The sequence below is a fragment of the Nocardia sp. NPDC050630 genome (genome assembly GCF_044457245.1).
Taxonomy (GTDB): domain Bacteria; phylum Actinomycetota; class Actinomycetes; order Mycobacteriales; family Mycobacteriaceae; genus Nocardia.
Window position 1 is genome coordinate 1,094,966 of sequence record NZ_JBITGN010000001.1, and the last position, 11,666, is coordinate 1,106,631.

12 protein-coding genes are annotated in these 11,666 nt (G+C 64.8%); 11 read left to right on the forward strand and 1 reads right to left on the reverse strand.

Annotated elements, in window-relative coordinates; all coding sequences use genetic code 11:
• The first annotated feature begins 5 nt into the window (after nucleotides 1–5).
• Genes ACIBG0_RS04705 through ACIBG0_RS04755 form a run of 11 tightly spaced genes read left to right on the forward strand, consistent with a single transcriptional unit; the run spans nucleotide 6 to nucleotide 10,653 of the window.
• Nucleotides 6–539, forward strand: a complete 534-nt coding sequence (locus ACIBG0_RS04705) for a flavin reductase family protein (RefSeq protein ID WP_397029221.1) — start codon at nucleotides 6–8, stop codon at nucleotides 537–539.
• A 46-nt stretch (nucleotides 540–585) separates the two neighbouring features.
• A complete protein-coding gene (locus ACIBG0_RS04710) occupies nucleotides 586–774 on the forward strand; it encodes a ferredoxin (protein WP_364357716.1) in 189 nt (62 codons plus the stop codon).
• Complete coding sequence (locus ACIBG0_RS04715; protein ID WP_397029223.1) at nucleotides 771–1,955, forward strand: cytochrome P450; 1,185 nt, start codon at nucleotides 771–773, stop codon at nucleotides 1,953–1,955. Before ACIBG0_RS04710 ends, ACIBG0_RS04715 begins: the two co-directional genes overlap by 4 nt.
• A 13-nt stretch (nucleotides 1,956–1,968) precedes the next feature.
• Entirely contained in the window at nucleotides 1,969–3,339 is a 1,371-nt protein-coding gene (locus ACIBG0_RS04720; protein ID WP_397029225.1) for an MmgE/PrpD family protein, read from the forward strand.
• Nucleotides 3,340–3,352: 13 nt separating this feature from the next.
• Complete coding sequence (locus tag ACIBG0_RS04725) at nucleotides 3,353–4,171, forward strand: mesaconyl-C4 CoA hydratase (RefSeq protein ID WP_397029227.1); 819 nt, start codon at nucleotides 3,353–3,355, stop codon at nucleotides 4,169–4,171.
• 4 nt (nucleotides 4,172–4,175) lie between these two features.
• Nucleotides 4,176–5,399 (forward strand): NAD(P)/FAD-dependent oxidoreductase, encoded by a 1,224-nt coding sequence (locus ACIBG0_RS04730; RefSeq protein ID WP_397029229.1) that lies wholly within the window; start codon nucleotides 4,176–4,178, stop codon nucleotides 5,397–5,399.
• A gap of 59 nt (nucleotides 5,400–5,458) precedes the next feature.
• Nucleotides 5,459–6,664: an FAD-dependent oxidoreductase gene (locus ACIBG0_RS04735; protein WP_397029231.1), complete on the forward strand. Its 1,206-nt coding sequence runs from the start codon at nucleotides 5,459–5,461 to the stop codon at nucleotides 6,662–6,664.
• A 35-nt stretch (nucleotides 6,665–6,699) separates the two neighbouring features.
• Nucleotides 6,700–7,863: a CaiB/BaiF CoA transferase family protein gene (locus ACIBG0_RS04740; RefSeq protein ID WP_397029233.1), complete on the forward strand. Its 1,164-nt coding sequence runs from the start codon at nucleotides 6,700–6,702 to the stop codon at nucleotides 7,861–7,863.
• Between the two features lie 35 nt (nucleotides 7,864–7,898).
• Nucleotides 7,899–8,708: an HpcH/HpaI aldolase/citrate lyase family protein gene (locus ACIBG0_RS04745; protein WP_397029234.1), complete on the forward strand. Its 810-nt coding sequence runs from the start codon at nucleotides 7,899–7,901 to the stop codon at nucleotides 8,706–8,708.
• A gap of 26 nt (nucleotides 8,709–8,734) precedes the next feature.
• Entirely contained in the window at nucleotides 8,735–9,601 is an 867-nt protein-coding gene (locus ACIBG0_RS04750) for a dioxygenase (RefSeq protein ID WP_397029235.1), read from the forward strand.
• Entirely contained in the window at nucleotides 9,598–10,653 is a 1,056-nt protein-coding gene (locus ACIBG0_RS04755; RefSeq protein ID WP_397029237.1) for a maleylacetate reductase, read from the forward strand. The genes ACIBG0_RS04750 and ACIBG0_RS04755 overlap by 4 nt, the downstream gene beginning before the upstream one ends.
• 28 nt (nucleotides 10,654–10,681) lie before the next feature.
• Here ACIBG0_RS04755 and ACIBG0_RS04760 read toward each other — a convergent pair whose 3' ends face one another.
• Nucleotides 10,682–11,665, reverse strand: a complete 984-nt coding sequence (locus ACIBG0_RS04760) for a PDR/VanB family oxidoreductase (RefSeq protein ID WP_397029239.1) — start codon at nucleotides 11,663–11,665, stop codon at nucleotides 10,682–10,684.
• Nucleotide 11,666 lies beyond the last annotated feature (1 nt).

An 11,666-nucleotide genomic window follows, 5' to 3' on the forward strand; every position in this document is an offset into this window, starting at 1 on the left:
CGGCCATGGATACCACCGTGAAAGCCCTCGACACCGAACCGGCCGCAGCTCCCGTCGACTACCGGCGCGCTCTCGGCCATGTCCCGACGAGTGTGGCCGTGGTCACCGCGGCCACCAGGTCCGGGCCGGTCGGTATGACGATCGGCTCGTTCACCTCGGTCTCGCTGGATCCGCCGCTGATCGCCTTCTTCATCGACCGTTCCTCCAGGAGCTGGCCTCGCCTGTACGGTGCGAGTCGCTTCGGCGTCAATATCCTCGGGCACAACCAGAGCGAGGTGTGCCGGACGTTCTCGCGACCGAGTGACGACCGCTTCCACGACGTGGGCTGGAGTGAGTCGGTCAACGGCGTGCCATTGCTCGACGAGGCGATCGTCGCCCTGGAGTGCACGCGATTCAAGGTGGACCTGATCGGTGACCATTACCAAGTAGTCGGCCGGGTCGAGACGCTGGAACTGCGTGCCAGCGAACCACCGCTGATCTTCCTGCGCGGTGGGTTCGTCGACTTGAGCGACGGCTCGGACAAATCCCAGCGGAGCTAGCCGAATTATTCGGCATTACGCCGCATCTCAGATGAAGGACCCCGAGATGATCAATGTCAAAGTAGATTTCGGCCGTTGCGATGCCAACGGCACCTGCGCCGCACTGATGCCCGATGTATTCGAGATCGGCGCGGACGGCTCGCTCGCACAATTGAAGACGCGGATCGAGGACGATCGGCAGGAGGAGTTCGACGAGGTCGTGCTGTGCTGCCCGATGGGAGCGATATCTCGATGACGGAGACACTACTGCCCCGCTTCGATCCGTTCGCTCCGCAGGCCCAGGCGCACGAGGGCGGAGCCCTGCCGGACGGCCCACTGGCGCTCGGTCCATCCGGTTACACGGTGCTGACCTACGATCTCGCGACCACGGTCCTGCGCAATACGCGCTTCAAGAACGCCGCGCTCGAACTGATGGAACAGTTCGGAATCACCGACGGACTGGCTCACGAATTCCGTGCCAATAGCGTCATCATGGCGGAGGGTGCGCGTCACTTCCGACTGCGCGCGCCGATGGCGCGGTTCATGGGTCCGCACACTGTGCAGGAAATTCGCGGAATTGTTCGCGAGATCGTCGAGGGCATTGTCGCGGATCTCGACACGAGCGCTCCCGTCGATTTCCACACCGGGATCGACCAGCGCATTCCCGCGCGGATCTATTGCTATCTCGCCGGCGCACCCGCGGCGGACGAGCCCTTGGTCGCCAGCCTGTCGGAGCGGACGCTCTCACTGCTGCAACGGGACCGGTCCCTTACTCCGGTGATCGTGAACGCCTACGCCGAACTCTTCGCCTATCTGCGTGCTCTCATCGCGCGAAAGCGAGAACAGGCCCTCGGCGACGACATGCTGTCCTTCCTCATCGGCCAGCAGGAAGCGGGCAAGCTGTCGGAGGATGAACTGCTCAACGAGGCCGCCGCCATGCTCGAGGCGAGCTCGGTCAATACCTCGCATCAAACCGGCCTCGTCGTGTGGACACTGCTGCGTGATCGAGACACCTGGCGGCGACTCGTCGAGGATCCCGAACTGATTCCTGCCGCCGTAGTAGAGGCCATCAGGTTGTATCCGCGGCCCGGAATCGTGAGCAAGGTGGCGACCGAAGATATCGAGCTGAACGGAACCATCATTCCGGAAGGCTCTGATGTGCATGTGGCGGTTTGGTCCGCGAACCGCGATCAGGCGCGCTTCGAACGCCCCACCGAATTCCGCCTCGATCGGGAATCCAATTCCCCGCTGACATTCAGCACCGGCAGTCACGGCTGCCTCGGTCAAAGCTTGGCCAGGGTGGAAATGGAAGAAGTGGTCAGGTATCTGGCCGATCAGCACCCCGATGCGCTGGTGGTCGACGACGGCACCGAAATCGGACAGAGTGGCGGCCGCTGGCTCGTCAAGGCGCTCACCGTGAACTTGAATCCGGTGTAAGGGGAATATGGTGATGAATGCCGAGTCTTTGACGGAGCGCCTGGCATCCAATTGGGCGAAAATTCAATTCGACGATATTCCGGGTGAAGTCGTCGCTGGTGTCAAGAAGAATATTCTGGACACCCTGGCCGTGGCGATGGCCGGTGCCCACACCGATGAGGCCCGGCGGGTGCGGACCGCACTCACCGGCGTGCGCGCCGAGTCCGGAAGCCTGGTGTGGGGCACCCCCTTTCGGGTTTCGCCGGCTCATGCCGCGCTCGCGAACGGCACTGCGGCCCACGCCCGCGACTTCGACGACGGGGGTGGGCCGGGCCACGCCGGGGCGACGGTGCTGCCCGCGGCGCTGGCCGTGGCGGAGGTGACGGGCGGAGACGGGCGAATGCTCATCGCGGCGACGATCGCCGGATACGACATCGGCTACCGAGCGTTGCAGGCGATCGGAGGTTTCGCCGCGCATACCGGCCGAGGCTGGCACTCGAGCGGCACCATGGGCAGTTTCGCCGCGGCCGCGGCCGCGGCGAAAACCCTTGACCTGGACGCGGAACGCTTCGCCGACGCGCTCGGAATCGCCGGCTCGTTCACCGGTGGTGTGTGGGCGTTCAAAGACGACGGCGCCATGACCAAACGCATCCATCCCGGCAAAGCGGGGGAGACCGGCGTCGACGCGGCGCTCCTCGCTCAGGCCGGAATTACCGGTCCGCGTAGGGTTTTCGAAGCCGAATGGGGTGGCCTGTATGCCACCTACAACAATGGACACGGGTTCCCCGAGCAGGCGCTCGCCGACCTGGGCGTGGATTACAACGTGGCCACCGCGTACATCAAGCCCTACGCCTGCTGCCGGGGGTGCCACTCCACGATCGACACGGTTCTGGCGATGATTCGCACACGCGACGTGAAACCCGCTGATATACACCACATTTCGATCAAAGCCTCGGAGACCGCGGTGAACATGCTGTCGGTCGACCCGATAGGGACCGTCTTCGATGCCCAGTTCAGCCTCGCCTACGCGATGAGTGTCGCACTGTGCAACGGCAGCGTGGGACTGGACCAGTTCGAGCCACCCCGCATGAACGACCCGCTGGTGGCGGAGACCTTCGCGAAGATCTCGATGCACGTCGACTCCGGCATCGAACTGGAGGACGGACCACGTCTGGACGTGGAGTTCACCAGTGGCGAAACGATCACCCTGTTCGCCGGAAACCCGACTACCGCCAAGGGCTCGGCGCTGAACCCGATGTCCCACGAGGAGGTCGTCGCGAAGGCAGAAGCACTGCTGGCGCCGATCGACCCCGAGATTCCCCGCCGACTCGTGCACGCGGTCGAGAACCTGGAAGACGCTCCCGATCTTTCAGAACTGCTGAGTGCCCTCCGAGCAGAAAGATGAGACAACTGCCTTGGTGACTGATCAGAAGTCAGAGACGATCGAGCGAACGGAAATGATCGCGGCCGAGCCGACCGAGTCGCTCGCCGCCATGCTCGACATCGAGATGCCCTGTGCCGCCGGTGATCCGGTGCCGCCGCTATGGCATTGGGCGTATCTGCTGGAGCGCGGTCCACAACGTGAGCTCGGTCCGGACGGTCATCCGGTCACCGGGATACCGGCCCCTCCCGGGCCCGACCGCCGACGGATGTTCGGGGGTGGACGCGTGACGACCCTCGGCTCCTTGATGATCGGCGAGCCCGCTACCAAAGTGACCTCGGTCAAGAGCTCGCTCGACAAGGACGGCCGAAGCGGCCCGTTGACCTTGGTCACGGTCCTCCAGGAGATCTTCCAGGGCGGCGAGCTGGTGATTCGCGAGGAGCAGGACATCGTCTACCGCGCGCCCGGATCCGGCACGCTGCCGCCCGCGCCGGCCGCTCCCGCGCCGCCGAGCGGGCCGACGCTGGAGCTGGCCGTGGACGAGCGAACGCTGTTCCGGTTCTCCGCATTGACATACAACGCGCACCGGATCCACTACGACCTCGGGTGGACAGCGCAAGAGGGTTACGACGGGCTGCTCATCCACGGGCCCTTGCTCGCGCTCATGATGGGTGAACATATGCGGCGCGAGGGAATCGACCTGCGCGGCAAGACATTCGGATACCGGTTCGTCTCACCCATGACGAAACCGCAGACCTTCACCGTCGTACCCGCCCCCGAAGGGTTGATCCACGGGGCCGAGGCTCGCAGTGCCGCCGGCGCCGTCTGCGCTGTGAGCACGCTGGCGGAGCTCTGAGAGCATGACAGCGGTCTCCGATGTGGTCATCGTGGGTGGTTCCATCGCCGGGTTGCGGGCGGCGGAAACCGTCGTCCGACTTGCGCCCGAGCTGAGCGTGACGGTCGTAAGCGATGAGGCTCACCTGCCCTACGAGCGCCCGCCCCTGTCCAAAGTCGCGTTGCGCGATCCGCTCGAACTGGACGACCTGGTCTACCAGTCGGTCGGCGAACTCGGTCGGCACGGAGTCGACTTCCTGCTCGAAACCCCGGCCCTGGGTCTCGATCTCGCCGCGCGACGGGTCCGCCTCGCCGAGGGCGAACTGGGGTATCTAGCGCTCGTCATCGCGACCGGCTGCGAGCCGGTGATACCGCCTGTGTTCACCGGGCTTCCGGAGGTTTATCCGCTGCGTAGTTTCGAGGATGCCCGCGCCCTGCGTGCAGCGGTCGCCGATACCTCGAAGTCGGTGGCGATCGTGGGCGCCGGGTTCATCGGTGGTGAATTCGCGTCGACGCTCGTCAAGGAGGGTCGTGCGGTCTCGCTCGTCGACATGGCCCCGAAGCCCCTCGGCAGGTTCGGAGCTCCGGTAGCCGACACCTACGCGGCGTTGCATCGAGACGTCGGTGTCGAGCTGTTTCTCGGCAGGGCGGTCACCGATGTCGGCCACATCGCGGAGGGCCGGGAATTGGTTCTCGACGACGGCACCCGAGTTCGCGCGGACGTCATTCTCGTCGGGGCCGGGGTGCGTCCCTCCACGCGATGGCTGGAGGGCTCGGGTCTGACCCTCGACAACGGGATTCTGTGCGATTCCCAGCTGCGGGCATCGGAGGGTGTTTTCGCCGCCGGCGATGCCGTTCGGTGGCCTAATCCACGATTCGACGCGATCATGCGGGTCGAGCACTGGACCAATGCGGCGGAACAAGGGCGTATCGCCGCCATGAACGCCGTGAACCATATTCGGGACCTCGATGGCGCGGTCTGCGCGAACGTGCCGTATTTCTGGTCCGACCAGCATGGCATTCGCATTCAATTCGCCGGATATCTGACGGGCGACGAGGAATTACTGGAGAACCGCAATTCCGACGGCTCGCTCTTCCTGTACCGGCGCGGCCTGGCGGTGACCGGCGTGCTGGCATTCGAGCGGCGGTCCGAGTTCGTCAAAATTCGTGCGGCACTGAGGCGAGAGAATCCCTCACTGCGCCAAGTCGTTCCCGATGTTCCGGATCACGAAGAAGTGCGCGTCGTCTGAGCTTCCCAGACTCCGGCCGGTAACGGACGGGCATTCGGGATCTTCACCGTGGAGGATTAATGCGAGAAGAACAGCAAGTGATAGTCGTAGGCGCAGGTCCCGTGGGACTCTTGAATGCGCTGGGTTTGGCGCAGCAGGGTGTCGTCGTCACTGTGCTCGAGCGAGCGCCGACTCTCTCGGACGCGCCGCGGGCAATCGTCTATCACTGGGCAGCGCTGGATGGTCTGGCCCGGTTGGATCTCCTCGACGACGCCGTTGGGGCCGGATTTCTGAAGCAGGACTACGCCTATCGAGTGCACAAGACCGGCGAAATCATCGAGTACGGATTGCAGGCGCTCGAGGGAAAGGTGGAACGTCCCTACAACCTGCACCTGGGGCAGGGTACCCTGGCGCGCCTGATCCTGCACCGCCTGGAAACCTACGACAACGCGCGCGTGCTCTGGAACCACGAGGTCACCGCGATCACCCAGGATGACGACGGAGTCCGAGTCGGCGTCCGATCCGGGACCGGCGAAAGCGAACTTCGCGCGTCTTGGCTCATCGGCGCCGACGGCGCGAGCTCCAGGGTTCGGAGCGAGCTGGATCTCGGCTTCGAGGGGATGACCTGGCCTGAGCGGTTCGTCGCCACGAATGTCCGCTTCGCCGAGGAACTTTCGGGCTGGGCGCAGTCGACATTCTATGTCGACGACGTCTTCGGCGCGATCATCGCCAAGATCGACGAGTCCGGTGCGCACGGCATGTGGCGGTACACGTATATGGAAGACGACGCCCTGCCCGCCGAATCGGCGGCCGAGCGCCTGCCCGAGTTCCTCACCACCGTGTTCGGTGAAAAGATCGCTGCCGCAGCCGAACTCGAGGCCATCTCGCCCTACCGGATGCATCAGCGCAGCGCGAGGTCCTACCGCGCGGGCAGGGTGCTGCTCGCCGGTGACGCGGCACACGCGACGAATCCCACCGGCGGGCTCGGGTTGACCATGGGCCTGTTCGATGCGTACCTGTTGAACGAAGCCTTGGGCGCGGTCGTCTCCGGCCGCGCCGACGACGGCATCCTCAACGTCTACTCCGACGAACGCCGCCACGCGTTCGTCGATGTCGCGAGTCCACGAGCCAGCGCCAACAAGCGGCTGCTGTTCCATTCCACCGATCCGGCCCAACTCGATCGTGACCTGGACGTGTTCCGGAAGATGTCCCGCGACCGCGAGTTCGCCGCGGAACGCCTTTACTTCACGAAAACCCTGGAAACACCCTCCCTGATCGCGCACTGAGTGTGGCCGGTTTCGTATCGAACGAAGGAATTCTTATGAACCCCCTGGACGGACTCACGGTCGTATCGCTCGAGCAGGCCGTGGCCGCCCCGTTCGCCACCCGCCAGCTGGCGGATCTCGGCGCGCGGGTGATCAAGGTCGAGCGTCCCGACGTCGGCGACTTCGCCCGCGGATACGACGAGACGGTGCGCGGAATGGCCAGCCATTTCGTCTGGCTCAACCGCTCGAAGGAATCGGTCTGCCTCGATCTGAAGTCCGAGCACGGCAAGGACAGCATCCAGACCCTGGTCCGCAACGCGGACGTGTTCGTCCAGAACCTCGCTCCCGGCGCGGCGGAACGACTCGGGCTGGGCAGCGACGAATTGCGAAGAGTCAAGCCGGAACTCATTCATGTCTCCATCTCCGGCTATGGTCCCGGTGGACCGTACTCGACGAAGAAGGCATACGACCTCCTCGTGCAGTGCGAGGCGGGCCTGGTCTCCATCACCGGCACCCCGGACGAGCCGTCGAAGGTAGGGATATCCATCGCCGACATCGCCTCCGGAATGTTCGCCTACTCCGGCGTTCTCACGGCGCTGATCCAGCGTGATCGCACGGGCGAGGGCGCCACCATCGAGATCTCGATGCTCGAGGCGCTCTCGGAGTGGATGGGCTATCCGCTGAACTACGCGATGTATGGCGGCACGGCGCCGCAGCGGACGGGTGCGCGGCACGCGTCGATCGCGCCGTACGGCCCGTTCCGGTGCGGAGACGGAAATCAGGTGTTCCTCGGACTGCAGAACGAACGCGAATGGGCGACGTTCTGCGCGGAGATCCTGGACGACCCCGCCATAGCGGCGGATCCCCGATTCCTTCGAAACTCGTTGCGGGTGAGCCACAGTCGAGAGTTGCAAGCGGAGATCGAGCGCGCATTCTCGGCATGGAGCGCCGAAACGGTCGCGAAGCGGCTCGAGGCGGCAGGCATCGCGAACGCGATTCTGCGGGACATGCACGACCTGGCGGAGCACCCGCAACTCGAGGCGAGGGGACGGTGGTTCGACTACGAGTCACCCGTCGGTTCGTTGCGGGCACTCGTTCCACCGGCGACATTTGTCGGAATGAAGCCGGTGATGGGCCCCGTGCCCGGGGTCGGTGAGCACACTGAAGCCGTACTCACTGAGTTCGGAATTGCCTCAGCGGCAGCCGAATTACCGAACTGAGCACCGGCCAGCGAACCGAGAAAGGCGGAGAACCCATGAATCGGGAGGAAGCCATTCGGGTCGCCAGATCGTTTCTCTTCGTACCCGGTGATCGTCCGGAGCGTTTTGACAAGGCGATTCGGTCCGGGACCGACGTCGTCGTGCTCGATCTGGAGGACGCTGTCGCGGACGAGGACAAGGGCAGCGCCCGAAGGGAGGTAGTCGACTGGCTGTCCCGCGGTGGACCGGCATGTGTGCGAGTGGCTTCCCCAGCGGGTCAACACTTTTGGGACGATGTGGCGGCACTGAAGGGCCTGCCCGGGCTGATCGCCGTGATGGTCCCCAAAGCCGAAAGTCCCGATGAACTGTCGGCCGTCGCCGAGCGGGTCGGGGTACCCGTGATCGCGTTGGTCGAGTCGGCGTTGGGGATGGTCCGAGCACAGTCTCTAGCCATCGCCCCTGGTGTTTCGCGAATTGCGTTCGGGCACTTGGACTATGCGCTCGACCTGGGGTGCGACACCGGCCGGCCGGCCATGCTCCATGCTCGGTCCGCGCTCGTGCTCGCATCGCGGGCCGCGCGGCTTCCGGGACCGATCGACGGTGTGACCGCCGCTCTGGACGATGCCACGGCCCTGGACGAGGATCTCAGGTGTGCGAAGGAGCTCGGCATGACGGGAAAGCTGCTGGTGCATCCCCGTCAGGTGGTGGGCACCCATGCGGCGTTTCGGCCCGACGCGGCGGCAGTCCGCTGGGCTCGGCGGGTGGTCGAGTCCGAGGCCGGAGGCAAGGCGGTCCGAATTGAGGGGCAGATGGTCGACGCGCCTGTCGTCGCGCGGGCGCGGGCGATCTTGCGAGATGTGCGTTGAAGAGGCGACCGCGAAAGGAAACCGCTGTGGATTTCAATGAGACGACCGCGTCGGATGCCGTCGTCGCAAGCTTCGAGGGTACGTCCGACCCGAGACTGAAAGAGATATTGCAGGTGACGACGCGTCACCTCCATGCCCTGGTTCGTGAGTTACGGCCGACGCAGACCGAGTGGCAGCAGGCCATCGACTTTCTCACGGCTGTCGGTCACACCTGCGATGACACCAGGCAGGAATTCGTTCTCCTCTCCGATGTGTTCGGCGTATCGATGTTGGTCGAGACGATCAATGGTGACGAGCACGGCACCGAGGGCACCGTTCTCGGTCCTTTTCACATGACCGAGTCGCCACGTCGGGAGCTCGGCGACTCGATCGACTTGATGGGCGGTTCGACGCCCTGCTTGGTTACCGGGGCGGTAGTGGACGACGCCGGCCGGCCATTGGCGGGCGCCACCATCGACATCTGGCAATGCAGCGTGGACGGCTTCTACGACGTGCAAGAGCCCGAGAAGCAGCCGCCGGGCAACGGGCGCGGTCTGTTCACGACCGATGAGCAGGGGCGCTTCTGGTTCCGAACCGTAGTGCCCAGTCACTATCCGATTCCCACGGACGGCCCGGTGGGCGATCTGCTCGGTGCGTCCGGACGCCATCCATTCCGTCCCGCGCACATTCACGTAATCGCCGAAGCGGCGGGGTACCGGCCGGTGACGACACACCTGTTCGTCGCGGACAGCGCGTATATCGACAGTGATGCGGTGTTCGCGGTGAAGAAGAGCCTCATTGTCGATTTCACCGAAATCGGCGATACCGAGGGGTTCGAGCACTACGGCATGACCGGACCTTTCCGCCATGCGCACTTCGATATTCGACTTGGCCGAGAGGGCGGACCGCAATGACAGGCACCTTCACGTATGACGCGCTGCCCATGCGGGTGGTATTCGGGTCCGAGAGCATCGAGCAGCTCGCGGCCGAAACGGACCGATTGGGGTTGCGGCGCGTGCTCGTCTTGTCGACCCCGCAGCAGCGCGACCTCGGCGACAGAGCCGCCGGCCTGATCGGGAAATCCGCTGTGGGAGTGTTCGATTCGGCACGGATGCACGTCCCGGTCGAGACGGTCGAGGCGGCGGAGTCGGTGGCCTCCGAACTCGCGATCGACGGCTGTGTCGCGGTCGGAGGCGGATCGACGATCGGTTTGGCCAAGGCGCTCGCGCTCGGCAGCGACCTCGGCATCGTGGCGGTACCCACGACCTACGCGGGCTCGGAGATGACCCCCATCTGGGGGATCACGAAGGGTGACAAGAAGACAACCGGCCGCGACCGCAAAGTCCTTCCGAGCAGCGTCATCTACGACCCCGATCTGACGATGACACTACCCGTTCCGGTGTCCTGCACGAGCGGAATCAACGCGATGGCGCACGCGGTCGAGGCGCTCTACGCCCCCGACGGCTCGCCGGTGATCGCCGCCATGGCCGAACAGGGCATCCGCGACCTCGCCGACGCGCTACCGGCGTTATCGGCTGCCCCGAACGACGCGCGGGCACGGGCGACAGCATTGCAGGGCGCGTGGCTGTCCGGAGCCTGCCTCGGGGCGACGACCATGGGCCTGCACCACAAGCTGTGCCATGTCCTCGGCGGATTGCTGGATCTTCCGCACGCCGAAACCCATGCGGTAATGCTCCCGTACGTCACGGCATTCAACCTACCGTCGGCTCGCACGGCCGCCGCCGCCCTCGCCCGCGCACTACGCACCGACAATGCGGTTACCGGCCTCCTGGCATTGACCGCAGACCTCGGAGCACCGCGAACTCTCCTCGAGCTGGGTGTGAACGAGAGTGACCTGACTCGCGTCGCTGACGAGGTCGTGAGTAATCCGTACTCGAACCCCCGATCGTTCACGCGGGAGGAATTGATCGAACTCCTCCACAATGCCTGGAAGGGCATCCACTGAGTTTTCGCCCTGGTCGCTTGCGGGCCCTTTACAGGTCCAGCACGAGCCGATCGGTGCGGGCGCGCGAAACGCACACCATCATGCAGTCTCCGACAGCCTGCTCTTCGGGGGACAGCACCACGTCGCGATGTTCCGGCTGTCCGTCCAGGACTGGTGTTTCACACGTGCCGCAGGTGCCGGTCCGGCACGAGGACGGTACTGGGATACCGGCCATTTCGACGATGTCGAGCAGGCTTGCCTCGGCCGGCACGTGTAATTCCATACCCGACCGTTGCAGGACCACGTCGAATTCGCGGGCGGGCTCATCCATGACAGGTGCCTTGAATCGTTCCGTGTGCAGCGCTCCGGGCGGCCAGTGCCGGCCGGCTTCTTCGACCGCTTCGAGCAGTCGCTCCGGGCCGCAGCAGAAGATCGCGGTGTCGGTACGCGGCTCGTGGAGGAGGTCATCGAGATTCAACCGCTGGTCGCGGTCGCCCGACACTACCGAGACGCGTGGGTCGTCGGGAAGTGCGTCGACGTACGCCATCGCCGACCGTGAACGCCCACAATAGACGAATCTCCAGTCGGCCCCACCCGCGCGGACCCGATTCAGCATCGGAAGCAGTGGTGTGATACCGATTCCTCCGGCGATGAAGAGATAGCGTTCGGCGTCGACGAGCCGAAAGTGATTGCGGGGCACCGATACCTCAACAATATCGCCGAGTTCCGCGGAATCGTGAATGTATTGTGAACCACCGCGACCGCCCTCCTCGCGCAAAACGGCGATGCGGATGGACCCTCGATCTTCCGGATCACCACACAGCGAATACTGACGCACGAGGCCGTTCGGAAGGTGAATATCCACATGTGCGCCGGGTTCCCATTCCGGTGCACGGCCGCTGTCGGGCTCGAAAACCAATTCGACCACACCCTGTGCCAGCGGGCGTTTCTTCGCCAACCGAAATGGGAACGACTCCCCAGCCGCCGAGGGCGGTGTCGGCGCCATCATCCAGCTGGGCAATCCCACATTCATC